This is a genomic window from Flavonifractor sp. An100, from assembly GCF_002161175.1.
Lineage (GTDB): Bacteria > Bacillota > Clostridia > Oscillospirales > Oscillospiraceae > Lawsonibacter.
Map to the genome: position 1 here is coordinate 1 of NZ_NFMA01000015.1, position 25,259 is coordinate 25,259.

Annotated in this window: 21 protein-coding genes and 1 other RNA gene; 8 read left to right on the top strand and 14 right to left on the bottom strand. The window is 61.0% G+C overall.

Annotation, left to right across the window (positions count from 1 at the left end; translation table 11 throughout):
• The 8 genes from dnaX to B5E43_RS09435 all read right to left on the bottom strand — a co-directional run.
• On the bottom strand, nt 1–1,202 hold a 1,202-nt coding region (dnaX, locus tag B5E43_RS09400; protein ID WP_143382982.1), incomplete at its 3' end, for a DNA polymerase III subunit gamma/tau.
• Nucleotides 1,203–1,249: 47 nt separating this feature from the next.
• An RNA gene (gene ffs / locus B5E43_RS09405) (signal recognition particle sRNA large type) lies at nt 1,250–1,514 on the bottom strand.
• A gap of 136 nt (nt 1,515–1,650) precedes the next feature.
• A complete protein-coding gene (locus B5E43_RS09410) occupies nt 1,651–2,448 on the bottom strand; it encodes a cell wall hydrolase (protein WP_087396114.1) in 798 nt (265 codons plus the stop codon).
• A 116-nt stretch (nt 2,449–2,564) separates the two neighbouring features.
• Complete coding sequence (locus B5E43_RS09415) at nt 2,565–3,746, bottom strand: M20 family metallopeptidase (RefSeq protein ID WP_087396116.1); 1,182 nt, start codon at nt 3,744–3,746, stop codon at nt 2,565–2,567.
• Nucleotides 3,747–3,853: 107 nt separating this feature from the next.
• Nucleotides 3,854–4,882 (bottom strand): TRAP transporter substrate-binding protein, encoded by a 1,029-nt coding sequence (locus B5E43_RS09420; RefSeq protein WP_087396118.1) that lies wholly within the window; start codon nt 4,880–4,882, stop codon nt 3,854–3,856.
• Nucleotides 4,883–4,958: 76 nt separating this feature from the next.
• Nucleotides 4,959–6,236 (bottom strand): TRAP transporter large permease, encoded by a 1,278-nt coding sequence (locus B5E43_RS09425; RefSeq protein WP_087396120.1) that lies wholly within the window; start codon nt 6,234–6,236, stop codon nt 4,959–4,961.
• 16 nt (nt 6,237–6,252) lie between these two features.
• The gene (locus B5E43_RS09430; RefSeq protein ID WP_087396122.1) at nt 6,253–6,801 is read right to left on the bottom strand and encodes a TRAP transporter small permease; all 549 of its coding nucleotides are present in this window, start codon (nt 6,799–6,801) and stop codon (nt 6,253–6,255) included.
• Between the two features lie 35 nt (nt 6,802–6,836).
• A complete protein-coding gene (locus B5E43_RS09435) occupies nt 6,837–7,559 on the bottom strand; it encodes a creatininase family protein (RefSeq protein ID WP_087396124.1) in 723 nt (240 codons plus the stop codon).
• A gap of 322 nt (nt 7,560–7,881) precedes the next feature.
• On the opposite strand from B5E43_RS09435, the gene B5E43_RS09440 reads away from it, so the two are divergent.
• Both B5E43_RS09440 and B5E43_RS09445 read left to right on the top strand, forming a co-directional pair.
• The gene (locus B5E43_RS09440) at nt 7,882–8,805 is read left to right on the top strand and encodes a carbon-nitrogen hydrolase family protein (protein WP_087396126.1); all 924 of its coding nucleotides are present in this window, start codon (nt 7,882–7,884) and stop codon (nt 8,803–8,805) included.
• 34 nt (nt 8,806–8,839) lie between these two features.
• On the top strand, nt 8,840–9,745 hold the full coding sequence (locus B5E43_RS09445) for a LysR family transcriptional regulator (RefSeq protein ID WP_087396128.1): 906 nt from the start codon (nt 8,840–8,842) through the stop codon (nt 9,743–9,745).
• Nucleotides 9,746–9,817: 72 nt separating this feature from the next.
• On the opposite strand, the gene B5E43_RS09450 is transcribed toward B5E43_RS09445, so the two are convergent.
• The 6 genes from B5E43_RS09450 to B5E43_RS09475 all read right to left on the bottom strand — a co-directional run bounded on the left by B5E43_RS09450 (nt 9,818) and on the right by B5E43_RS09475 (nt 19,908).
• Nucleotides 9,818–12,250, bottom strand: a complete 2,433-nt coding sequence (locus B5E43_RS09450; RefSeq protein WP_087396130.1) for a glycogen/starch/alpha-glucan phosphorylase — start codon at nt 12,248–12,250, stop codon at nt 9,818–9,820.
• Between the two features lie 202 nt (nt 12,251–12,452).
• Nucleotides 12,453–13,889: a glycogen synthase GlgA gene (gene glgA, locus B5E43_RS09455; RefSeq protein WP_087396132.1), complete on the bottom strand. Its 1,437-nt coding sequence runs from the start codon at nt 13,887–13,889 to the stop codon at nt 12,453–12,455.
• A 134-nt stretch (nt 13,890–14,023) separates the two neighbouring features.
• Nucleotides 14,024–15,139, bottom strand: a complete 1,116-nt coding sequence (gene glgD / locus B5E43_RS09460; protein WP_087396134.1) for a glucose-1-phosphate adenylyltransferase subunit GlgD — start codon at nt 15,137–15,139, stop codon at nt 14,024–14,026.
• Nucleotides 15,136–16,344: a glucose-1-phosphate adenylyltransferase gene (locus B5E43_RS09465; protein ID WP_087396136.1), complete on the bottom strand. Its 1,209-nt coding sequence runs from the start codon at nt 16,342–16,344 to the stop codon at nt 15,136–15,138. Before B5E43_RS09465 ends, glgD begins: the two co-directional genes overlap by 4 nt.
• An 84-nt stretch (nt 16,345–16,428) precedes the next feature.
• The gene (gene glgB, locus B5E43_RS09470) at nt 16,429–18,567 is read right to left on the bottom strand and encodes a 1,4-alpha-glucan branching protein GlgB (protein WP_242964787.1); all 2,139 of its coding nucleotides are present in this window, start codon (nt 18,565–18,567) and stop codon (nt 16,429–16,431) included.
• Nucleotides 18,568–18,762: 195 nt separating this feature from the next.
• Nucleotides 18,763–19,908 (bottom strand): D-alanyl-D-alanine carboxypeptidase family protein, encoded by a 1,146-nt coding sequence (locus B5E43_RS09475; protein WP_087396138.1) that lies wholly within the window; start codon nt 19,906–19,908, stop codon nt 18,763–18,765.
• 250 nt (nt 19,909–20,158) lie between these two features.
• On the opposite strand from B5E43_RS09475, the gene B5E43_RS09480 reads away from it, so the two are divergent.
• The 6 genes from B5E43_RS09480 to B5E43_RS09505 are packed head-to-tail and all read left to right on the top strand — an operon-like array spanning nt 20,159 to nt 25,257.
• Entirely contained in the window at nt 20,159–20,455 is a 297-nt protein-coding gene (locus B5E43_RS09480; protein ID WP_087396140.1) for a hypothetical protein, read from the top strand.
• 12 nt (nt 20,456–20,467) lie between these two features.
• Nucleotides 20,468–21,721 carry a PBSX family phage terminase large subunit gene (locus tag B5E43_RS09485; protein ID WP_087396262.1) on the top strand — a complete coding sequence of 418 codons (1,254 nt, stop codon included), beginning with the start codon at nt 20,468–20,470 and terminating at the stop codon, nt 21,719–21,721.
• Nucleotides 21,722–21,763: 42 nt separating this feature from the next.
• Entirely contained in the window at nt 21,764–22,903 is a 1,140-nt protein-coding gene (locus tag B5E43_RS09490) for a serine/threonine protein phosphatase (RefSeq protein WP_087396142.1), read from the top strand.
• Nucleotides 22,900–23,829 carry a hypothetical protein gene (locus tag B5E43_RS09495; protein WP_087396144.1) on the top strand — a complete coding sequence of 310 codons (930 nt, stop codon included), beginning with the start codon at nt 22,900–22,902 and terminating at the stop codon, nt 23,827–23,829. The genes B5E43_RS09490 and B5E43_RS09495 overlap by 4 nt, the downstream gene beginning before the upstream one ends.
• 55 nt (nt 23,830–23,884) lie before the next feature.
• Nucleotides 23,885–24,223 (top strand): hypothetical protein, encoded by a 339-nt coding sequence (locus B5E43_RS09500; RefSeq protein WP_087396146.1) that lies wholly within the window; start codon nt 23,885–23,887, stop codon nt 24,221–24,223.
• Nucleotides 24,224–24,243: 20 nt separating this feature from the next.
• Nucleotides 24,244–25,257 (top strand): phage major capsid protein, encoded by a 1,014-nt coding sequence (locus B5E43_RS09505; protein ID WP_087396264.1) that lies wholly within the window; start codon nt 24,244–24,246, stop codon nt 25,255–25,257.
• The last annotated feature ends 2 nt before the right edge of the window (nt 25,258–25,259 follow it).

Consider the following 25,259-nt stretch of genomic DNA (forward strand, 5'->3'; position numbering starts at 1 on the left):
GGTCGGGGATTGGACTGGGAAGGGGCAGGAGCCGAGGGGGCTGCCGGGATGGTCCCACCCTGAGCCAGCCGCTCCTCCAGCCGGGCAATTCGGGCGGCCAGACCGGCAAAGGACTGGTCCAGGGACTCATCGCACAGGCGAATCAGGCACAGCTCGGCGTCGGTACGTCGGTTGCTGCTCCGGGACAGGTCGGCACAGGCCGACTGGAGCACCGTGAGGGTTTGGAGCAGCCGCTGGGCGGTAAACTGCTCCCCTAAGGCGCGCATGGTGGCCTCATCGTAGCCGCCGGTGAGCAGGGCAGAGCCCCCCTGGGGGGCGGTCTTCCGCAGCAGCAGGTCCCGGGCCAGGGCGGACAGCTCTCCCAACACCGAGCCCACATCCTTGCCGTTGGCGTAGAGGCGAGAGAGGGTGTCCAGAGCGGATGCGGTGTCCCGGAGGGCGATCTGGCCCATGAGCTTGGCCGTCTCCAGGTTGCCTGCCAACCCCAGGGTGTCCAAGATCTCCTGCTCATCCACCTGGTTCCGGCCGCCGGAGCACTGGTCCAGCAGAGACAGGGCGTCCCGCAGACCGCCGTCGGCCAGGCGGGCCAGAAGGGCAGCTCCGTCTGGCGTCAGATCGATGCTCTCCTGGTCCGCCACATAGGACAGCCGCTGGGCAATCTGACCGGGGAGGATCCGCTTAAAGGCAAATTGCTGGCACCGGGAGCGGATGGTGGCGGGCACCTTGTGCAGCTCCGTGGTGGCCAGAATAAACATGAGATGGGCGGGGGGCTCCTCCAGAATCTTCAGCAGGGCGTTGAAGGCGGGGGTGGAGAGCATATGGACCTCGTCCACGATATACACCCGCTTGCGCACTGCGGCGGGGGTATACACCGCCTCGTCCCGAAGGGCCCGGACCTGGTCCACGCCGTTGTTGGAGGCGGCATCCAGCTCCAGCACATCCAGAATGGAGCCGTTTTCAATGCCCAGGCAGGCAGGACACTGGTTGCAGGGATTGCCGTTCACCGGCGCCTGGCAGTTCACCGCCCGGGAGAGAATTTTGGCACAGGTGGTCTTTCCCGTGCCTCGGGTGCCCGTAAAGAGGTAGGCATGGGACAGGCGGTCCCCCATCACCTGCTGCTTGAGGGTCTCGGTGATGTGGGACTGGCCCACCACGTCGTCAAAGGTACGGGGGCGCCACTTGCGGTATAGGGCTTGGTACATCCAATCACCTCAGGTCTGAAAACAAATAAAATCGGCGCAGAGCAAGGCCGCACACCGGCCTTTGAAGCGTGAGATATGCCCGTTACCTGGACAGCCGGCTCAAGAACAGTGACCCCGCGGCACACGCGGCGGGCCGCTTAGTGCTGCTCGGTTCCCCGCCTGACACGGTTCACGGAGCCGCGTTGCGCGGGACCGGTCTATCATCACTGCTTATCCAGGGCAGACGACACATCACACGTCCGGGGGCCGGGATTCATCCCCGCTGTAGCGGATTGCGGGTACAGGGCACCGCTATCTCCCCAACTAGTGCGGCCTTGCTCCGCGCCGAAGGAGCAGAGCTAACCTATATATTACTATATCCTGCCCGATTTCGCAACGACTATTTTTTAAATTCCCCGTTTTTTCCAAAGGGAAAGCCGCCGCCCCAGTGGGAGCGGCGGCAAAACCGTTACAAATAAAATTGATGGGCGCCAATGGTGGTGTAGTAAGTACAGTGATTGACGATCCAGGTACCGGGGGACAGGGCGGGGGCAAAAAAGTACATGCAGTCGTCCACCACGTTGGCTCCCTCCAGACACAGCTTGGCGGCCAGGACGGAGGAGAGGGTGGGATCGTCATAGACGGTTCCGTTGGCCACCGGCTCAAACTGGACGGCGTATTCTCTGTCGAAAATGACCTCCCGGATGGTATTGGGATAGCGGCTACTTTTCACCCGATTGAGGACCACATTGCCAACGGCAATCTGTCCCAGCAAGGGCTCGCCCCGGCTCTCGGCGGAGATGATCCGGGACAGCCAGTACAGGTCCTCCTCGTCGTAGTCGGCCTGGGGAGCCCGGGCCCCCACCGTATTCAGCGCTACCGTGGCGGTGGCCTCATCCCAGTAGAGGCCGGCCCCGGTGGCGTTGGACAACACCCGAAGGGGCAGAGCGGTCTTGCCCTGGGGTACCTGGACGCCTCCGTCCACGTACAGTGCCCGATCATTGGCCTCCAGATACAAAGCGCCGGGTTTGGCCCACAGCTCCAGGCTGCTGCCGGTGAGTCGGGCGGCCCCTCCCTCCCAGGTCAGGGTCTGGCCGGTCAGTTCCGCATAGGCCCGCAGGGTTATGTAGCTGGTTCCGTCCTCCACCCAGGCCTGCTCCTGAGTAAGAAACTTTCCATCCGCCACAATTTGAGCCCCCAGAGTGGGGACAGTTAATGTAAAAACGGTGAGCAGGACAGCAGCTGCTCCCTTCCATCGTCGATGCATGATTACATCCTCCTTTGAGTTTGTAACCAAATTGTAACCTTTTTTGAGAGGGAGGGCAAGCTGTAATTCCTGGAAAGAAGAAACCCCCGGCGCAATATGCGCCGGGGGAAAGGGGCTTAGCCCTGGAGGAAATCCAGCAGGTACTGGGCGATCACGGCACCGCCGGTGGCGATGCCCCGCTCGTCAAAGCGGTTGCCGCCGTTGTGGAGGCCCACGTGGGTGGCGGGGTCCTCATTGCCGGTGCCCATGCGGAACAGGGCGCCAGGGGTCAGGGCCAGATAGCAGGAGAAGTCATCCGACCCGGGGGAGGCGGCGGGCAGCTCCTGGACACAGTCGGGGCCCAGAACGGTGTTGGCACTGGAGCGAATGCCCTCGATGATTTCGGGGGTGTTGTACAAAACGGGCATGCCCTCCTTGATGGTCACCTCGGCCTGGGCACGCATGGCCTCACAGCAGGACTTGGCGATGCGCTGGATGGAGGCGATCATCTCCTCCCGCCACTTGGCGTTGAGGGTGCGCAGGGTACCCTGGAGCTCCACCTCACCGGGGATGACGTTGGCAGCGGTGCCGCCCCGGATCAGGCCGAAGGTGAGCACGCCGCCCTCCACCATGGGCAGCTCCCGGGAGACGATGGACTGCAGCTGGGTGAGCAGATAGGCGCTGACAATGATAGGGTCAACGCAGCGGTAGGGGTGGGCGCCGTGGCCGCCCTTGCCCTTGACCTTGATGGTGATGGTGTCGGAGGAGGCGTGGGATGCGCCGGGACGGACACCGATCATGCCGGCGGGGGTATCCGGCCAGGTGTGGATGCCCAGCACTACATCGGGCAAAGGATTGGCCATGGCACCGTGCTCAATCATCATGTGGGCACCGCGGCCGGTCTCCTCGGCGGGCTGGAAGAGCAGGCGGACAGTGCCGCTGAACTCACTTTCCATCTCCTTCAGCACCCGGGCGGCCAGGAGCAGGGCGGCGGTGTGCAGGTCATGGCCGCAGGCGTGGCTCACGCCGGGGATCTGGGAGCAGAAGTCCAGGCCGGTCTCCTCCTGAACGGGGAGGGCGTCAATGTCTGCCCGGACCGCGGCGGTCTTACCGGAGCCCGGCTTGGTGCCGTGGATCTCCGCAATCAGACCGGTCTCCAGGCCGGAGTCCACAATGGAGATGCCGTAGGATTCCAGCTCCCGGCGGATGAGGTCGGTGGTCTGGATCTCGTGGAGACTCAGCTCCGGGTTGCGGTGCAGAGCACGGCGCAGCTCCACGGCGTGGGGAGCATATTGGTCGATGCGTTCTTTCACGTTCATGGTATCATCCTTTCGTAGCGGAACGATAAAAAATCCGGGGCGGCCCACCTTCGGTAGGCCGCCCCGGGTGGATACGACAAAGATCCGTTCAGGTTGGGGAAGCTGGATTATTTACCGGCAATCTCCTTGATGGCGGCGTAGCCGTCCTCACCCCAGATCTTTACACCCAGCTCGTCACGGACGCTCTGAGTGGCGGCCTCGAACTCGGCCAGGTCGGGCTCACAGACAGTCATGCCGGCGTCAATGCAGGTCTGCAGATCCTTCTCCATGGCGCTCTCCATGTACTCCTCAGCGGCGGCCTTGGACTCGGCGCAGGCGTCGATGATCAGCTGCTGATACTCCTCGGACAGTCCGGTGAAGAAGTCGTTGTTGATCATAACGAAGGCGGGTTTGATCATGTGGTTGGTCATGACCAGGTACTTGTTAACATTCTGGAAGCCGTAGGACACGATGGTCTCGATGGGGTTCTCCTGGCCGTCCACAACGCCGGTCTGCATGGCGGAGTAGCACTCGCCCAGATCCATGGGAGTGGGGTTGGCGCCGAAGGCCTCGAAGGTCTTGACGTAGTAGTCCTTCTCGGGGGCGCGGATCTTCATGTTCTTCATGTCAGCCAGGGAGTTGATGGCAAAGTTGCTGGAGATGATACGGGGGCTGCGGGGCAGGGTGTCCAGAACGCGGGCGTTGCGCTCGTCAATGCCCTGCTGGATGTACTGCTGGCCCAGGTCGCTGGCCAGGAACTCGCTGTACTGGTCCAGGCTGTCGAACAGGTAGGGCAGGCACAGATACTCAATCTCCTCAATGGCGGGGTCACCGCTGGACATCATCTGCAGCTGGTTCATGCTCAGCTGCTCCACCTGCTCGTTGGTGGTGCCGGCCTGGTTGGAGGGATAGGTCTCAACCTTGATGACGCCGTTGGAACCGGCCTCCACCAGCTCCTTGAACTTCATCATGCCCTCATAGGCGGCCTCGCCCTCGTTGGCCCAGGTGGAGTACTTGATGACAATGCTGCCCTGAGCAGGCTCGCCGGTGCTGGAGCCGGAGGCAGCGGAGCTGCCGGAGTTTCCGCCACAGCCGGCCAGGACGGACAGCATCATGGCAGCGGAGAGCAGAGAAACCAGAACGCGTTTAAACTTCATTTCAATTCTCCTTTTCGATGTGTTGTTGGGTTGTTATTTACCGCGGCGCTATGCCGAGGGTTGATAAAAGAATGGATTATCCGAAGATCAGGTTGGGAAGGAACAGGCTGACCTGGGGAATAAAAGTAATGATCAGAATGGCAGCGATCAGGGGGATGTACAGGGGGAGCATGGCCTTGGTCAGACGGGCAAAGCCCATGCGGGTGATGCTGTTGACCACGAAGAGCATGCTGCCAACAGGGGGGGTGCAGCCGCCGAAGGTGAGGGTAACCACCATGATCAGACCAAAGTGGATGGGATCTACACCGATGGCCTCGATGACGGGCATCAGGATGGGGGTCAGAACCACCAGAGCCTGGGAGGCCTGCATAAAGAAGCCGATGAAGATCAGCAGGACCAGGATCATGCAGATCAATACGTACTTGTTAGTGCTGATGCCCAGCATCACTTCCACCAGCATATCAGGAGCCTTGGACATAGTCAATACCCAGGAGAAGCAGCTGGCGGCCGCCAGGATGAACATGTTGTTCATGCTGGCCACGCCCACCTTCTTCAGGGAGTTGTAGAACTGGGGGATGGTGATGTTCCGGTACAGGAAGAAGCCAATGATAATGCCGTAGAGAACGGCAATGGCAGCGGACTCGGTGGGAGTGAACACGCCGGTCATGGTACCGCCGATGATGATAATGGGCATCATCAGAGCGCTAAAGCCGGTGGTGACCGCCTTGCCCATCTCCTTGGGCGTGGCCTTGGGGTAGCTGGGGTAGTCCATCTTGATGGAGTAGAAGTGGGTGTAGATCATCTGGGTGCCGGCCACCACGATACCGGGAAGAATACCGGCGATGAGCAGCCGGGCCACGTCAGTGCCAGACAGGATGCCGTAGAGCACCAGGGTGATGCTGGGGGGGATGATGGGGCCCACACAGGAGGAGGCCACGGTGATGGCAGCGGAGAAGTCCAGGTCGTAGCCCTCCTTCACCATGGCGGGGATCAGGGAAGAACCCAGAGCCGCGGTGTCGGCGGTAGCGGAGCCGGACACGCCGGCAAAAAACACGCTGGCCACGATGTTGACCTGGGCCAGGCCGCCCTTCATGTGACCCACCAGGGCCTTGGCCATGATGATGATCTTATCGGTGACGCCGCTGATATTCATCAGCTCGCCGGCCATGAAGAAGAAGGGGATGGCCAACATGGTAAAGGAGTTGGCGCCGTTCACCATCCGCTGGGCAATCATAGCCAGGGAGGTGCCGGTAGCCAGCATATAGCCGGCGGAAGAGATGCCCAGAGCGTATGCCACAGGCACGCCCAACAGCATCAGGACGATTAGCGTTAGAAAAAAGATACCTACAATCATTCTCTGGCTCCTCCCGTTATTCGTTGTCCAGCTGGTCCGCAGCAGCGCCGCTGGCCTGCTCAGCCACCTCGGTGTCCGCGTCCTTCAGGCAGAACTCGCCCCGGCGGAACCGGCCAAAGTCATTGAACCAGCGGAACAGGGTCATCAGAGCCATGACGGCCAGACCAATGGTGGCCGCCCCACGCCAGGCATAGCCCGGGATAGGCAGCGCGCCCAGGTTGGAGCCGCCGGCCGCCTTCAGCAGAGGAATGCTGGCATAAGAAGAGACCACGCAGAAGACGATGATCATAGCCTGACGGATGGTGTAAACTACAAACTGGACCTTGCGGGGAAACTTCTCTACGATGATGTTAATGGTCATGTGGTCGTCGTCAAAGTTGGAGACGGCGGAGCCCACCAGACACATCCACACCACCAGGAACCGGACCAGCTCTTCACTCCACACCAGGGAGTTGTTGAACACGTACCGGCAGATAACCTGTAGGCAGGTGACAAAAATGACTACCGCGAAGGTAAGGCCTACAAAATGGCGAACGGGAAGTGCGAAATCAATCTTTTTTTTCATAACTTCTCCTCTCTAAACACACTGGAGCGGGGAAATTAAAACGCGGTGTTCAGATAGCTCATGATCCGCTCCACACAGGCGTTGACAATGGCTTCGCCCTTCTCGCGGGTCGCAACCGTGGCATCGCCGATGGTGCCGTTAGGGGTCTTCTCGGTGAAATGCTCGTACTGCAGCACGTCGGGGAAGGGATTGGCCTTGGCCTGAACACAGGTCATCTCGCTGTGGTCCACCAGCTCGGGGTAGAGGTACAGCATCACGCTGGTGCCGCACTCGCTGGCGTGGCCGTGGGCCATGGCGCCCTTGTAGTCAAAGATCTCGCCGCTGTTGGCATTGGTGAAGCGCCACCAGTCGATCTGGCAGGCCTTGATGCCCTGGTGCAGGTGCTTCTTGATGAGGTAGCTGACGGTGTCCACATTGCCAGCATGACCAGTAATGAAGATAAAGTTCTTGGCGCCGTCCTCGATGAGGATGTTGATCAGAGCCTCCAGGTAGTCCTCCAGGATCTTGCGGGGCATGGCGAAGGTGCAGGGGAAGGAGGCCAGAGCGCTGGACTCACCCATCTCCACGGTGGGGGCAATGAGAGCGCCGGTGCGCTGGGCAATCAGCTCAGCGATCTTCTGAGCCACCAGCAGGTCGGTGCCCATGGGCAGCTGGGGACCGTAGACCTCGCAGGCACCGGTGGGGATGATGACGGTGGGGTTGGCCTTCAGACGGGCAAGGTATTGTTTGCCACTGAGCTTACGAATCTGATATTCCATGAGTGATTCCTCCCATTTAAAATATAGGACGCGGAGCGCAGATGCGAACCGTTCCAATTTGTGGTGAAGAGAAAGAGAAATGCCAAAGGGAATACATGTATTTAATATTATCTTAACATGTTTGTCCAGAAAAGGAACTGAGGATTGCGCATGCTGTTATGCTTTTTTGTAATAATAAGAAATTATGACTGGCATCAAGGGGGATAGAGAGAGGAAAATTCTTACCTGTAGTCTCAGCAAAAAAAAGAATGACAATGGGACAAAATGGGTGTATAATGGAATGAACAGAAACTTTTATATCCATTTTTTAGGTGGTGCAAGAATGACAGATTTAAAACAGACCTGTAAGATCGCCGTGGTGCAGGCGGCGCCCATTATGTTTGACCGGGCTACCTGTACGGCAAAGGCCGTGGATCTGATCGCCCAGGCGGCGGAGCAGGAGGCCGAGCTGATCGTATTCCCCGAGCTGTTCGTGCCCGGGTATCCCTACGGCATGACCTTTGGCTTTACCGTGGGCAGCCGGAACGAAGAGGGACGAAAGGATTGGAAGGTCTACTATGACCAGTCCATTGTGGTGCCCGGAGCGGAGACCCGCCAGCTGGGTGAGGCGGCCAAAAAGGCCAAGGCCTATGTGAGTATCGGCGTGTCCGAGCGGGACGCAGTGAACGGGACCCTCTATAACACCAACCTCTTTTTCTCCCCCGAGGGAGAGCTGATTACCGTACACCGCAAGCTCAAGCCCACCGGGGCCGAGCGGGTGGTGTGGGGCGATGCAGACAAGGACTATTTCCCGGTAGCCCAGACGCCCTGGGGCGTGATGGGTAGCCTGATCTGCTGGGAGAGCTACATGCCCCTGGCCCGGGTGGCCCTGTACCAGAAGGGCGTCTCCCTGTACATCTCCCCCAACACCAACGACAACCCCGAGTGGCAGAGCACCATTCAGCACATCGCCCTGGAGGGAAGGTGCTACTTTATTAACTGCGACATGTTCTTTACTAAGGACATGTATCCCAAGGACCTGCACTGCCAGCAGGAGATTCAGGTCCTGCCCGACATTGTCTGCCGGGGCGGCAGCTGCATTGTGGACCCCTATGGCCACTATGTGACCCAGCCCGTTTGGGATAAGGAGGAGATCATCTACGCCCAACTGGACATGGACAAGGTGCCCATGAGCAAGATGGAACTGGATGTGTGCGGACACTATGCCCGTCCCGATGTGCTACAGCTGACGGTAGTGGACCGCTAAAGACCGGTCACAGCTATGACAGGGGGGATGCCATATGACCATTGACAATCTGCGCTGCTTTGTCATCCTGGCCCAGGAGCTGAACTTTACCCGGGCGGCGGAGAAGGCCCACATTACCCAGACCGCCATGAGCCGGAAGATCACCAGCATTGAAAATGAGCTCTCCGCCCAGCTGTTTACCCGCAACCACCATCAGGTGGGGCTCACCAGCGCCGGACAGGAGTTTTACAACCAGGTGCTCCCCATCCTGGAGGACTACGATGTGGCCGTCATCCGGGCCCAGAACATGGACCGGGGACTGCGGGACTCCATCCAGATCGGCGTGGGCGTCTATGAGCACGCCCTGCTGGTGCCGGTGATGGAGGAATTTACCGGGCGCTACCCGGTGCAGAAGATCAACTGCGTACAGTACAAGTACCGGGAGCTGCTGGAGGAGTTTGAACGGGACCGGCTGGATGTGATCGTCACCAGCGATCAGTTCCTCCACACCGTCTCAAAGAAAGATCTGGAGATGGTGCTCCTCCACGACCACGCCTGGGTGGTGGCCATTCACCGGGACAACCCCCTGGCGGCCTCCGACCCGGTGGAGATGGACCTGCTCTACGACCAGAACATTATCACCATGAATGAGGGGAGCATCAACGTGGTGCGCAACGCCTTCCACCAGTGGTTCCCCCTGTCCTCCCTGGACTACGTGAACACCCACGAGACCAAGCTGATGCTGGTCAACGCCAACCGGGGGGTGGGCTTTATCCCCGCCTTTGTCAGTGTGCAAAGCTATCCCAACGTGGTCACCCGGCAGCTGTCCCCGCCCTACCGGCCCAGAAAGTATTACGCCATCATCAAAAAGTACAACAGCAACCCCTATGCCCATCAGCTGGTGGATATGCTGGAGGAGTATTACGCTCCCAAGCTCTGGATCCGGGAGCTGAGGACCTGAGTAACAATGAAAAACACCGCCCTCCGGGAGCAGCCGCTTCCGGGGGCGGTGTTTTTTTGTTCCGGGGAGTTTTTACCGGGTGGGGACGTGCCAGATGTTCTTGGCGTAGTCCATAATGGAGCGGTCGGCGGCGAAGATGCCCGACCGGGCGATGTTGATCAAAGACATCTGGTTCCAGCGCTTGCGGTCGGCGTAGGTCTCCAGGGCCCGGCGGTGGGCGGCACAGTAGCTGTCAAAGTCGGCCAGGAGCATATATTCGTCGGCCATGCTGCCGCCGGAGCCGAAGAGCAGGCGGTTGGTCAGGTCGTTGTAGGAGATATGGTCGTCGAAGCCGGCGGAGATCTGGTCGATGACCCGCTTCAGGGCCTGGTTCTGCTGGTAGTAGTCCAGAGAGCGGTAGCCCTGGCGCTTGCGCTCAGCCACCTGGTCGGCGGTGAGACCGAAGAGGAAGATGTTCTCACTGCCCACCTGCTGGTGCATCTCCACGTTGGCCCCGTCCAGGGTGCCGATGGTCAGCGCGCCGTTCATCATGAACTTCATGTTGCCCGTGCCGCTGGCCTCCTTGCCGGCGGTGGAGATCTGCTCGCTAAGCTCGGAGGCGGGCATCAGCTTCTCCGCCAGAGACACCCGGTAGTTCTCCAGGAAGACCACCTGGAGCTTATCCTTACAGATGGGGTCGTTGGCGATCTGGGCGGCCAGGGAGTTAATGAGCTGGATGATCTCCTTAGCTACATGGTAGCCGGGAGCGGCCTTGGCGCCGAAGAGGAAGGTCTGGGGCGTAAAGTCCATGTTGGGGTTATCCTGGAGCTGCTGGTACAGATAGACAATGTGCAGCACGTTGAGCAGCTGCCGCTTATACTCGTGCAGCCGCTTGACCTGGACGTCAAAGAGGGCGTCGGTGTTCAGGATGATACCGGACTCCCGGGCCACATAGCTGGCAAAGCGCCGCTTATTCTCATTCTTGATGGACTCCAGACGGCTGAGGACAGACTGATCGTCCTTGTACTTTTCCAGTCCCTTAATGGCTTCGGGGTGGAGCAGGTATTTGCTGCCCCCCGTGCACTCCCGGATAAGGGCGTCCAGCTTGGGGTTGATCTGGGACAGCCAGCGGCGGTGGTCCACACCGTTGGTGACGTTTTTGAACTTTTCCGGGTTGGCCACATAGGCGTCGTGGAATACGTCCCGCTTGAGGATATCGGAGTGGAGAGCGGACACGCCGTTAATGGCCTGGCAGGCGCACACACACAGGTTGGCCATGCGCACCTCGCCACCCCAGATAATGGCCATGTGGGCGATCTTTCCCTGGTCGTTGCCGTAGCGGCCCTGGAGCTCATCCTGGTAGCGGCGGGCAATCTCTTTTAAAATCTGCCAGATCCGGGGCAGCAGGGTCTCAATCAGGCTCTGGGGCCAGCGCTCCAGGGCCTCGGCCAGGATGGTGTGGTTGGTGTAGCACACGGTGTGGGTGACGATATACCAGGCATCGTCCCAGGAATACCCCTCCACATCCAGCAAAATCCGCATTAGCTCGGGGATGACCAGGGTGGGGTGGGTGTCGTTGATCTGGATGACGTGCTTCTCATGGAAGTTGCGCAGGGTGCCGTACTGGGCCCGGTGCTGCCGGATGATGGACTGCACCGTGGCGGAGACAAAGAAGTACTGCTGCTTTAAGCGCAGGGACTTGCCCTCATAGTGGTTGTCGTCGGGGTAGAGGACCTTGGCGATGACCTCTGCCATGGCCTGCTGCTCCACCGCCTTGAGGTACTCGCCCCGGGAGTAGAGGGACATGTCCACGGGCACCGGGCTCTTGGCGTCCCACAGACGCAGGGTGTTGGTATGGCGGGTCTTGTAGCCGGCGATCTCCATGTCCCGGGGGATGGCCAGCACGGTGGTGTAGCCCACGTGCTCGGGGTGGTTGTGGCCCTGGCTGTCCCAGTGGTCCTCCACGGTGCCCCCGAAGCGGACTTCCTCGGTCTCGTCCAGCTTGGGAATGAGCCAGGCGTCGCCCAGACCCAGCCAGTTGTCCGCCAGCTCTACCTGCTTGCCGTCAATGATCTTCTGCTTAAAAATACCCAGCTCATAGCAGATGGAGTAGCCGGTGGCGGGGATCTCCAGGGTGGTCATGGAGTCCAGATAGCAGGCGGCCAGGCGGCCCAGACCGCCGTTGCCCAGACCGGCGTCGGGCTCGGACTCAAACAGGTCGGAGGCGGAGAAGCCCAGGCCCTCCAGGGCGCTTTTTAGGGTGTCCAGCAGTCCTAAGTTGTAGGCGTTTTTCTCCAGAGAGCGGCCCATCAGAAACTCCAGGGACAGGTAGTGGACCTGGCGCTTCTGGCCCTCCCACACCTGGTTGTCCGTCTCCATCTGACGGCGGGACATGATGTCCCGCAGCACCAGAGCACAGGCCTTGAACATGTGGTTGGGGGTGGCCTCATCCACGGTGCGTCCAAAGTTGCGCTGAAGCTTGCCTATAATCATATCGGTCAGCTGGGCCTTTGTATATTCAGCCATAACAGAAGCCTCCTGATTTGTATAAAATGTGAAAATGGGTGTGCAGCTCTTCCTGCGCCCATACAAGGAAATTGTAACAGATTTCCTGTAGAGCGTCAATCGGCAGAAGGGTTGTAAAACCTTGGGAGGACAAGGGCGTTCCTTGTGTTTTTGACAACAAAAAGCCCCCGCTTCCCAAGGAAGCGGGGGCTGGAAGAGGGGCTCAGCCCAGAATACGCTGGTAGATGTCCAAATACTGCTTGGCGGAATTGGTCCAGGAGAAGTCGGCCGTCATGTCCTCCTTCTGTAGGCCACGCCAGGCCTTTTTATTGTTGAGGTACAGGTCCACCGCCTCCCGCAGCACCCACACCATGTCGCCGGCGTTGATGTTGGAGAAGGTGAAGCCCCGGCCCTCGCCGGTGTACTTGTTGTAGGGGGTGACCGTGTCCTTCAGTCCGCCCGTCTCCCGCACCACAGGTACGGTACCAAAGCGCATGGCGATCATTTGGGACAGACCGCAGGGCTCGGAGATGGAGGGCATGAGGAACAGGTCTGCTCCGGCGTAAATCATGGTGGACAGAGGTGCGGAGTAGGTCAGCTGGGCGGCAAACCGGCCGGGGTACTGGCTCTGGGCGTGGCGGAAGGCCTCCTCATACTGCCAGTCGCCGGTGCCAAGCACCACCATCTGTACATCCATGCCCATGATCTCGTGGAGGGTGTCGGTGATGAGGGAGAAGCCCTTGTGGCCCACCAGGCGGGAGACACAGGCGATGATGGGAAGGTCCGGATTTTCCTGTAGGCCCACCGCACGCTGCAGGGCGGCCTTACACTCGTCCTTCCCCTTCACCAGGGCCTTGACACTGTAGTTGCAGGCCAGGCCCGGATTGGTGGCCGGGTCGTAGAGGTCCATGTCGATACCGTTGAGGATTCCCTCAATTTTACCACTTTGCTGGTTGATCACGCCGTCCAGGCCCCGGGCATAGAAGGGGGTGCGCAGCTCCTGGGCGTAGGTGGGGGAGACGGTGGTGACAAAGTTGGAGGCCAGAATGGCGCCCTTCATCAGGTTCACGTCCCCGAAGTAGGCCAACATGCCCTCGTTGAGGTAGCTGCGGTCCAGGCCGATCACATCCTGGAGCACCTGGTCGCCGTAGCGGCCCTGGTACTCGATGTTGTGGATGGTGAACACCGTCTTGGCGTTTCCCAGCTGGGGGATGCGGTACTTTTCCTCCAGCAGATATACGGGGACCAGGGCGGTCTGCCAGTCGTTGCAGTGGATGATGTCCGGCGCCCAATCCAGCTGGCCCGGGGTCTCGATGATGGCCCGGCAGAAGTAGGCAAAGCGCTCACAGTCATCGAAGTGGCCGTAGATCTGCCAGCGCTTGAAGTAATACTCGTTGTCCACAAACCAGTAGGTCACACCCTCCCGCTCCAGCTGGAAGATGCCGCAGTAGACCTGCCGCCAGGAGAGGGTGACGTTGAAGTACTTCAGGAAGGTCATCTGGCTGCGCCAGTCGCCGCCAATACCTTCATACAGCGGCAGGATGACCTTCACCTCGTGGCCCTCCTTGGCCAGGGCCTGGGGCAGGGAGCCGGCCACATCGGCCAGACCGCCGGTTTTAATAAAGGGAGCAACTTCGGGCGAGGCAAACAAAATCTTCATAGAGATCCCCTTTCCGATCACAAGATTCCTCGGGGAGGGGGGCGTGTGATCTGATCATCCCCCCAACGAAAACGGACAGCCGCAGGGGCGCGGGCGTACTGCCGCGCCCTTGCGGCCTGACATGGAAACGTGAATTAGACCACGGAGCCCTTGGCAATGGCCAGGGGGTAGCTGCTGTGGCCCATGAGCATCCGGCCCTCGTTGACGGTCACGTTTTTATCCGTGATGACATAGGACAGGGAGGCTCCCGCCTTTACCACGGTGCCCTGCATCAGCACGCTGTTGGACACCTTGGCGCCCTTCTCCACAATGACGCCGCGGGAGAGGATGGAGTCGGTGACTTCGCCCTCGATGTAGCAGCCGTCGGCCACCAGGGAGCGGGTGGAGACACTGCTGGGGCCATAGTAGGTGGAGGGGTTGGACTGGTCCTTGGTGCGGATGGGACGGTCGGGGTTAAACAGGTCGGCCCGGATGGCGGGGTCCTGTAGGTCCATGGAGTGCTGGAAGTAGTCGCTCACCGACTGGAAGCGGCCCACATAGCCCTCATGGACGTAGGGCACCATTTTCAGAGACTTCAGACGGGGCTGAAGCACGCCGCGGCTGAAGCTGACCACATCGTGGGCGGCACAGTAGTCCACCATGTCCAGCAGCAGCTGCTTGGAAAGGATATAAATTTCCAGAGATTCCAGAGCCTTGTCCGCGGCGGTGGGGTGGATGGACAGGTCAGTGACCCGGCCCTCGGCGCTCACCTCCACATACTCGGAGAACCGGGGCGCTCCGTGGGGGGTGGGGGTACACACCACCGTGACGTCGGCTCCGGTGGCGATGTGCTGCTCCAGCACCTTAGCCACCGGCAGGTTCAGGGCGGTATCGCCCCAAGCCATGATGACGTACTCCTGGCGGATGTTGTTGAGGTAGCCAGCCACGCCGGCCAGGGCCTCCATGTTGCCCCGGTACTCCCCGTGGCCGTGCTCGGCGTAGCTAAAGGGGGGCAGGATGCGCAGACCGCCGTGCTTGCGGGACAGGTCCCAGTCTTTGCCGGAGCCCAGGTGGTCCAGCAGGGACTGGTAGCTCTCATGGACGATAATGCCCACGTCGGTGATGCCGGCGTTGACATAGTTGGACAGCATGAAATCGATCAGGCGGTACCGGCCGCCAAAGGGCAGAGAACAGGTATTACGCGGGCGGGTCAGCTCCCCCAGGTTGGAGTCGGAGCGGTAGGCAAACAGGATGCCGTGGAGATCATTCATGCCCGCTCACCTCCCTTCACGTCTTCCCGGACCATGGCGTTGGGCGACACCACGGCCTTTTCTCCGATGGTGACCCCTCCGGCCACCACGGCAATGCCCCAGTTGGGGTCGTCGGTGGGAGCGGTGCCCACCTGGGCCCCCGCTTCAATGACGGCATTCTCCGCCACGATGGCGTAGGACACCTGAGCCCCCGCCTTCACCACACTGCCGGGCATGAGGATGGAGTACTGCACATCGGCGCCCTCCTCCACTGTGACCGAGTGGAACAGCACCGAGTTCTCCACCGTGCCGTCCACCTGGCAGCCGCCGGTGACCAGAGAGTGGGAGATCTTGGCGTTGGGACCCGTCACATGGGGGGGACGGATGGGGGTGCGGGCGTAAATGGGCCAGCTGGGGTCGAAGAGGTCGATGCTGCTCCGGGGGGCCAGCATATCCATGTTGGCGTCCCACAGGGAGTTGATGGTGCCCACGTCCTTCCAATAGCCGTGGAAGCGGTAGGCCATAAGCTTTTCCCCGGCTCCCAGCATGTTGGGGATGATGTTCTTGCCGAAGTCATTGGAGGAGTTGGGGTCAGCCTCGTCCTCAATGAGATATTGCCGCAGCTTGGACCAGGTAAAGACGTAGATGCCCATGGAGGCCAGGTTGCTCTTGGGCTGAGGGGGCTTCTCCTCAAACTCATAGATCTGGTCGTTCTCATCCACGTTCATGATGCCAAACCGGGTGGCCTCCTCCATGGTCACCTCTAAAACCGAGATGGTGCAAGCGGCTCCGGTCTTCTTATGTAGGTCTACCATGTCGGCGTAGTCCATCTTATAGATGTGGTCGCCGGACAGGATGACCACATAGTCCGGGTCATACAGGTCCAAAAAGCCGATGTTTTGATAGATGGCGTTGGCGGTGCCCTTGTACCAGGTGCCCTGGTCGCCCTCCCGCATGTAGGGGGGAAGGATGTGCACGCCGCCGTCGGAGCGGTCCAGGTCCCAAGGCTGGCCATTGCCCAGATAGCTGTTCAGCTCCAGGGGACGGTACTGGGTGAGAACACCCACCGTATCAATGCCGGAGTTGACACAGTTGGACAGGGGAAAGTCGATGATGCGATACTTCCCGCCGAAGGGTACGGCGGGTTTGGCTACGTGGCTGGTCAGGGCGTAGAGGCGGCTGCCCTGTCCGCCGGCCAGCAACATGGCCACAACTTCTTTCTTCATGCTGTTCACCTCTTGTCTGTTTCGAGCGCGGGGACTGGGGAATCTATGAAACCAGGACCGGAGGGGTCCTGAGATTTCCAATGCTCAAGTCTTGTCGGCCTTCCGGGCCCGGGCCTTTTTGGCGGGGGCGGCGGGGTCCTTAGGAGTGGTCGCTTTCTTCCGGGCAGGAGCTTTCTTCTCCTTGACGGTGGCCTTTGCTTCAGCGGAAGCCTTCTCCTCCGCGGCCTTGACGGGGGATTTTTTGGCCTTGGCGGCGGGAGCTTTAGCTTCTTTGTCCGGCGCTTTGTCCGTCTTGGGCTTGCGAACCGGGTTGCGCCGGGTGCAGCGGTAGATCATGGCCGACATGGCGGGTAGGTCAATGACCAGAGACTGGGGCTGGTCGTGGCAAGGGACCTTTTCCGTCTTCAAAGGAGCCATATCGCCTGTGCCCTGGCCGCCAAACCGGGTCTCATCGGTATTGAAAACGGGAGCCCAGGTACCGCCAAAGGGGGCGCCCACCCGGTAGCCCTCCCGGCGGTTGGGGGAGAAGTTGCACACCACGATGAGCGGATTGCCCTTCTTGTCCCAGCGCAGGAAGGAGACGGTGTTGGCGGTGTTGTCATCGGCGCACAGCCACTGGAAGCCCTGCCAGGAGTCGTCCTGCTGCCACAGGGCGGGCTGCTCCAGGTAGAAGGCGTTCATGGCCTTGAAGAAGGACTGGGTCTGGCGGTGGGGCTCATATTGCAGCAGGTGCCAGTCCAGGGAATATTCGTAGTGCCACTCGTTCCACTGACCCAGCTCCGCCCCCATGAAGGTGAGCTTCTTGCCCGGGTGGGTCATCATGTAGGTGTAGAAGGCCCGCACTCCGGCGAATTTCAGGGGGTTGTCTCCGGGCATCTTGCCGAAGAAGGAGCCCTTCATGTGGACGACCTCGTCATGGGACAGGGGCAGGATGTAGTTCTCCGAGAAGGCGTACATCAGGGAGAAGGTGATGTCCCGGTGGTTAAACTGCCGGAAATAGGGGTCCAGCTTGATGTAGTGGCAGATGTCGTTCATCCACCCCATGTTCCACTTGAAATTGAAGCCTAGACCACCCTCGTCCACCGGATAGGTCACCTTGGGCCAGGCGGTGGACTCCTCGGCGATCATCAGCACGTCGGGGTGGTCGGCAAAGACGGCGGTATTCAGCTTCTGTAAAAACTCAATGGCCTCCAGGTTCTCGTGGCCGCCGTTGACGTTGGCCACCCATTCCCCGTCCTGCCGGCCGTAGTCTAGGTACAGCATGGAGGACACCGCATCCACCCGCAGGCCGTCCATGTGGTACTCCTCCAGCCAGAACATGGCCGAGGAGAACAGGAAGGAGCGCACCTCATTGCGGCCGTAGTCAAAGACGTCGGTGCCCCAGTCGGCGTGCTCCCCCTTCCGGGGGTCGGCGTACTCATAGGTGGGGGTGCCGTCGAAGTTGTAAAGACCGAAGGCGTCCCGGGGGAAGTGGGCGGGGACCCAGTCCATAATCACCCCGATGCCCGCCTGGTGGAGCTGGTCGATGAGGTATTTCAGATCGTCGGGGATGCCGAAGCGGCTGGTGGCGGCAAAGTAGCCGGTGCACTGGTAGCCCCAGGAGGCGTCCAGAGGGTGTTCCGTCACCGGGAGCAGCTCCACGTGGGTGAAGCCCATCTCCTTCAAATAGGGCACCAGGTAGGAGGCGATATCCCGGTAGCTGAGAAATTCGCCCTCCCCCGTCCGGCGCCAGGAGCCCAGATGACATTCATAAATATTCATGGGGGCGGTATAAGGAACCTGTTTGGAGCGGTACTCCATCCAGGCCTGATCCCCCCACTGGTAGCCGGTGTTCAGATCGTAGATTTTGGAGGAGACGTTGGGGCGGGTGTCGGCGTGGAAGGCAAAGGGATCCGCCTTGCCCACAAAGCCCCCCTCCTCTTTGTGTATGGCGTATTGATAGGAGTCGTACCGTTTCAGCCCTGGCACAAACACCTCCCAAATACCGCCCTCCACCTTCTCCATAGGGGTGGCCTCCAGGTCCCAACCGTTGAAATCACCAATGAGAGTGACCTTGGGGGCGTTGGGTGCCCAGACCCGGAACAGGTAGCCCTCTGTGCCGTCCTCCGTCCGGGCCGGGTGGGAGCCAAAGCACCGCCAGGCCCGGGTGGAACGCCCCTCGGAAAAGGCCTCCAGCTCTAAAAACAGGTCGTGAGAGGAAAGATTTTCCAAATATTTAGACAAAGTGATCACCTCAGAAGTAGAGTAAACTGTAATATCAGCCAAAAAGCACAATGGGGCGTCAAAACAGCTGATATATATTTATATAAATTATACAACAGTGAATAGGTACAGTCAAGTAAAATAGGTGTAAACGGTGTTTTTCTGTCATGAGGTCAAAAAAGTGGCTATGTATCCCGCCAAACTGGCGGGAATACGCTACCGGGCCATGAGAAGCTGCCGCAGCATTTGAGAAAATATACCGGGTACAGTCAGCCGTTCCACCGGCTGGGCGGCCACAATGGGGATGGTGTCCCGCAGCTGGTCCCCCACATAGACCTCCAGCTGCCCCAAGGTCTGTCCCTCTTCCACCGGGGCCTCCACGTCCTGGGCAATGGTCAGCTGGGTGGTCACCTGGCTGGCCTCCCCCTTGGACACTAAAATTTTACAGCTGCGTTGAAGCTGGGGCTGCACCTGGGCCGCTGTACCCAGCAGCACGTCCACCGGGGCCAGAGGAGTCTCCGGATAGACATTCACCACAGCGTAGTTGGCAAAGCCGTAGTCCAGCAGCTTTTTGGCGTCCTCAAAGCGCTGGGCGGTGGTGGGGGCCTTCATGATGACGGCGATGAGTTCCATGCCGTCCCGCTCCGCCGTGGCCGACATGCAGTACAGCGCCGAGTCGGTGGAGCCGGTTTTCAGTCCCGTGGTCCCGGGGTAGAACCGCACTAGGCGGTTGGTGTTGGTCAGGCCAAAGGTGCCGTCCCGGATGGAGTCCATCCAGATGGTGGTGTAGTCCCGGATGCTGGGGTGGTTCAAAATGAGCTCCCGGGACATCAGGGCAATGTCATAGGCGGAGGTGATGTGGCCGTCAGCGGGCAGGCCGGTGCAGTTGAGAAAGTTGGTGTCCTCCATGCCCAGCTCCCGGGCCCGCTCATTCATCCGGGCTACAAAGGCGGTCTCGCTGCCCGCCACATGCTCTGCCAGGGCTACCGCACAGTCGTTGCCCGAGACCACGGTGACGCATTTGATCATCTCCGACACCGTCATCTGCTCCCCCTCCTTCAGGTACACCTGGGAGCCCCCCATGCCGGCGGCGTAGGCCGATACGGTGACCGTGTCCTCCAGAGCGATCTGGCCGGAGTCCACCGCCTCCATCACCAGCAGCAGGGTCATGATCTTGGTCACGCTGGCCGGCTCCAGCTTGGCGTGGGCGTCCTGCTCGTACAAAATGGTCCCCGTCTCCTTCTCCATCAAAATAGAGGAGGCGCAGGACAGCGCCAGCCCGGAGGACTCCTGGGCGGAGACAGCGGGCACTCCGGCGCACAGCACAGCGGCCGTCAATAGGAAAGCGGAAATTCGCTTCATAGTATGATTCCTCCTGATCCATCGTCGTTTGGATGAAATCAGGATGTGGAGCCAAGGACAATTCTATGCGGAGGAAAAAAACGGTATTTTTTCCGGACAAGCTCATTCCATACCTTAATCCATTTTGTCTGTGAGTTCTGCCGAAAGGGGGCGAAGGGACCATGGTGGCGCAGGTTTTTTGATTTTTTTCCAATCGGGACGCAACTGTGCAACTTTTTTCCCCTGCCTGGGGAGGGTGAGGAGGGATGGGATGGCAAAGGCTGGGCTCCCGGGGCGGGAGCAGATTTTAAAGCGGATGTGGAAATTGGCCAACACCGGAGTGGGAGACGCGGTGCGGCTGGCCTGCTTCCCCGAGGAGCAGTGGGGCACGCTGGAAAACCTGGAGCTGGACGCCCTGACGGAATTTAAACGGGGGGCCAACGGGGTCATCGAGCTGAAGTTTTCCGACCGGGGCAGGCTGCTGGAGCGGCTGCTGGACGCCTGTGACCACAGCGGAGAGGAGCAGGTGGACCGCTTTTTGCGGGCCATGGAGGAGAAGGGGGAGTAAGCCGTGGAGGAGATGGTGTTTTCCCCCAAACAGCGCCAGGTGCTCACCTGGTGGAGACCCAACTCCCCCCACTGGGACCGCCAGGCCATCATCTGCGACGGGGCGGTGCGCAGCGGCAAGACCCTGTGCACCGGCCTGTCCTTTTTCTGCTGGGCCATGCGCTCCTTCCATCGGAGAAATTTTGCCCTGTGCGGCAAAACCATCGTCTCGGTGCGGCGGAACCTGTTGGATGAGCTGCTTCCCCTGCTACAGAGCATGGGCTTTCAGTGTGACCAGAAGGTGTCCCGGAACATCCTGAAGGTACGACTGGGCAACCACGCCAACACCTTTTACCTCTTTGGCGGTAAGGATGAGGGCTCCGCCGCCCTCATCCAGGGCATTACCCTGGCAGGGGCCCTCCTGGACGAGGTGGCCCTCATGCCCCGCTCCTTTGTGGAGCAGGCGGTGGCCCGGTGCTCGGTGACGGGGAGCCGGCTGTGGTTCTCCTGCAACCCCGAGTCCCCTGCCCACTGGTTCTACCGGGAGTGGATTTTAAAGGCGGAGGAGAAAAAGGTTTTACGCCTGCAGTTCACCATGGCGGACAATCCCGGGCTGTCCCCGGAGGTGCTTCGGCGGTATCAGGACATGTTCCAGGGCACCTTTTACCGCCGCTTCGTGCTGGGGGAGTGGGTGGCCGCCGAGGGGCGAGTTTACGACTTCTTTGATGAGAGCTATGTCGCGCCCCTTCCCCAGGGGGAGCTTACCGACTGGCACATCTCCTGCGACTACGGCACCCTCAACCCCACCTCCATGGGCCTGTGGGGCCGGCAGGGCGGGGTGTGGTACCGGGTGGCGGAATTTTATTACGACGCCCGGCAGCAGCGCAGGCAGAAGACCGACGAGGAGTACGCCGACGCCCTGGCCGCCCTGGCGGGAGGACGGGAGATCCAGGGAGTGGTGGTGGACCCATCGGCGGCCAGCTTTCTGGAGACCCTGCGCCGCCGGGGCTGGCGGGTGCGGAAGGCCCACAACGAGGTGCTCGCCGGCATCCGCCTCACCGCCCGGCTGCTGAAAAGCCGCCGCCTGGTAATCTGCCAGGGCTGTGCCGACGCCATCCGGGAGTTCTCCCTCTACCGCTGGGAGGAGCAAGGGGACGGTCAGGACCGGGTGCGAAAGGAGCACGACCACGCCATGGATGAGATCCGCTATTTTGCCGCTACTGTGGCCGCCAGGGACACGGGCAGCGGTGAATTTTTTGCCCTGGGCGTGGAGCGGGGCGCCTTTTGAGGGCAGACAAAACCTATGGAAAAGGGAGAGGGGACGCGTGGAATGAAGTGGTGGAAACGAAAGCGAGGGGAGCTTCCAGCCCCAGTGGTCCAGGTGCGCCGGGAGAACGGCCATCCCTTTGGGATGCTGGAGCGCTACACTCCCCTGCACACCGGGGAACTGAATTTGTACCGGACCATCCGGGAGGGGGTGCCCATTGTGGACGCCGCCGTGTGGAAGCTGGTACGCCTGTGCGGAGGGGTATCGGTGAAGGCCGGGGACAGCCGGGCCCAGGCGGAGCTGGAGCGGTTTTGGCGGACGGTGGACACCGGCTGGGGCCAGCGGGGGGTACAGTCCTTTCTGGACCGGTATCTGGACGACCTGTTCACCTGTGGCCACGGTCTGGGGGAGATAGTTCTGTCCGGAGACGGGCGGGAGATCGCCGCTTTGCTGTGTGCCGACTCCCGGCAGGTGGAGGTGAAGGAGGGGGAGAGCCCCATGGACTTCAAGCTGTGCCTGCGGGGGGTGGGGGAGCCGGAGGAGCTGCCCTGGCAGGAGCTGCTCCTCTTCACCCCCTTTCAGCCCACGGCAGACGCCCCCTACGGGGTGTCTCTGCTGAGCTCCATGCCCTTTCTGGCGGGTATTTTGCTGAAAATTTTCCAGGCCACCGGTCAGAACTGGGAGCGGGCAGGCAACCTGCGCTTCGCCGTAGTGTGTAAGCCCGAGGAGGGCGAGGGGGCCTTTGCCCAGGAGCGCTGCCGCCAGATTGCCGGGGAGTGGTCGGCGGCCATGGACGCCGGACGGGCGGGGACGGTGCGGGACTTTGTGGCGGTGGGGGACGTGGACATCAAGGTCATCGGCGCCGACAGCCCCGTCCTGGACAGTCAGGTGCCCGTGCGGCAGATTTTGGAGCAGTTGGTGGCCCGGACAGGCATCCCGCCCTTTATGTTGGGGCTGTCCTGGTCCTCCACCGAGCGGATGAGCACCCAGCAGGCCGACCTGCTCACCAGCGAGATCACCGCCATCCGCCGCAGTGTGGAGCCGGTGCTGTACCGGGTGGCGGAGCTGTGGCTGCGGCTACATGGCTTTGACGACCGGGTGGAGCTGGTGTGGGAGGACATCAACCTCCAGGACATTGTGGAGGAGGCCAAGGCCCAGCTCTATCAGGCCCAGGCCCAACAGTACAAGGAGGAGAAGGCGTGAATATTGTAAAGGAATCCCAGGGGGGCCAGCGTGCCCCCGTCAGCGGAGAGGATTTGGCCCTTATCAGTGCTCTGGCTCGGAAGGAGATGGGGGCGGAGGAGGTATACACCTTCTCGGTGCGGCTGTGTGACAACGAGGTGGACCGGGACTTTGAGCGCTTCGCCCCCCAGACCCTGGAGGAGCTGGCCGGACTGTTCGTGGGAAAAAGCGGCATCTTTGACCACCAGTGGTCCGCCCAGGGTCAGGCCGCCCGAATTTACAAGACGGAGGTCATCCGGGAGACCGCCCTCACCCGGGCGGGAGACCCCTACTGCTGGCTGAAGGGCTACGCCTACATGGTACGTACCGACAAAACCAAGGACTTGATTGCCGAGATCGAGGGGGGCATCAAAAAAGAGGTGAGCGTGGGCTGCGCCGTGGAGCGCTCGGTGTGCTCCATCTGCGGGAAGGACCTGTGTAAGGAGAGCTGCGGCCACAAGAAGGGGGAGGTCTACGACGGGCGGCTGTGCTACGCCAGCCTGGAGGGGGCGGCCGACGCCTATGAGTTCTCCTTTGTGGCGGTGCCCGCCCAGCCCCGGGCGGGGGTGGTGAAGGGCCGGGGGAGCGGCCTTATGCGCCTGAAAGATCTGGCCGCCGGGGACGGCCAGCTGGAGCGGGAGCTGAAGCAGCTGGAGGAGGAGGCCCGGATGGGCCGGGACTATCTCAAGGGACTGCGGGACGAGGTGGTCCGTTTGGGGCTGTTGGCGGGCCTGGGCCTGGAACGGGAGGTGCTCCAAAGCATGGCCGATAAGCTGGACTATGAGCAGCTCCTGTCCGCCAAGGAGGCCTACGGCCGCCGGGCGGGGGAGCGCTATCCAATCCGGCCCCAGCTGAGCTACGGCCAGCGGGAGGAAAAGAACCAGGCCGACGGGGCCTTTTTGATCTGAGGGAGAGCGGCGGGGGGACCCGCCCTTCCAAAATACATAAGGGAGGCAGCAAGGTATGAGCAAATTTTCCTTTGAGGACATCGGTGCGGTGGTGGCCACCTTCGCCGCGGGTAGCGGCGTGAAGGGCGGCCAGGTGGTGAAGGTGACGGAAAACGGAACCGTGGATGCCTGCGGTGACGGGGAGGCCTTCTGCGGCGTGGCCATGGAGCCCCGCAAAGGGGGCGCGGCGGTGCAGGTGAAGGGGTTTGTCACTGTGCCCTACACCGGGGAGCTGACCCTGGGATGGGCCACCCTGGCCGCCAACGGCAGCGGCGGCGTGAAGGCCAATTCCACCGGCGTACAGGCCCTGGTGGTCAGCGTGGACGGTGTGGACACCGCTGTGGTGTGTCTGTAAACGGAAAGGAGAGGGATATGATGGCATTTTCCTATGACAATCTGAAGCTGGACAAGGGCATGTATCAGGAGGCGGGCAGCACCTTTAGCCAGGTGCTGGAGCGCCAGGACCCCAGCGAGCAGTATAAGGGCACCTCCCTGGAGGGCCTGGACGCCTTCCAGCGCCAGCTCAAGCGCTTTGACATCAAGGTGAAGGGGGCGGGCAGCGACGTGGTGGAGAAGTTCTTCCGCACCGCCGACTCCGCCGTCCTCTTCCCCGAGTATATCGCCCGTTCGGTGCGCCAGGGCATGGAGGAGGGGGATATCCTGCCCCACATCACCGCCGCCGTCACCAAGTTCGACGGCATGGACTACCGCTCCATCACCGCCGAGGCCGGGGGCGAGGATAAGGAGCTGCGCCAGGTGGATGAGGGCGCCTCCATCCCCGCCACCACCATCAAGGTCCAGGCCAACCTGGTCAAGCTGCGCAAGCGGGGCCGCATGCTGGTGGCCAGCTATGAGGCGGTGCGCTACCAGAAGCTGGACCTGTTCTCCGTCACCCTGCGCCAGATCGGCGCCCACATCGCCCGGGCCCATCTGGAGGACGCGGTGGATGTGCTGATGAACGGCGACGGCAACGACAATGCCGCCACGGTGGACCAGGTGTCCTCGGACGGCACTTTGACCTATAACGATCTGGTGGACTTCTGGGCCAAGTTCGATCCCTATGAGATGAACGCCCTGCTGGTCTCTGGAGACGTGATGGTCCAAATGCTCAAGCTCACCGAGCTGCAAAATCCCCTCACCGGTCTCAACTTCCAGGGCACCGGTAAGCTGACCACCCCCCTGGGGGCCACCCTTCTGCGCACCAGCGTGCTCCCCGCCGGCACTGCCATCGGCCTGGACAAGCGCTTCGCCCTGGAGATGGTACAGGGCAGCGACGTGATGGTGGAGTATGACAAGCTCATTGACCGGCAACTGGAGCGGGCGGCCATCACCACCATCAGCGGCTTTGCCAAGGTGTTCCAGGACGCCAGCCGGGTGCTGGAGGTCTAAGA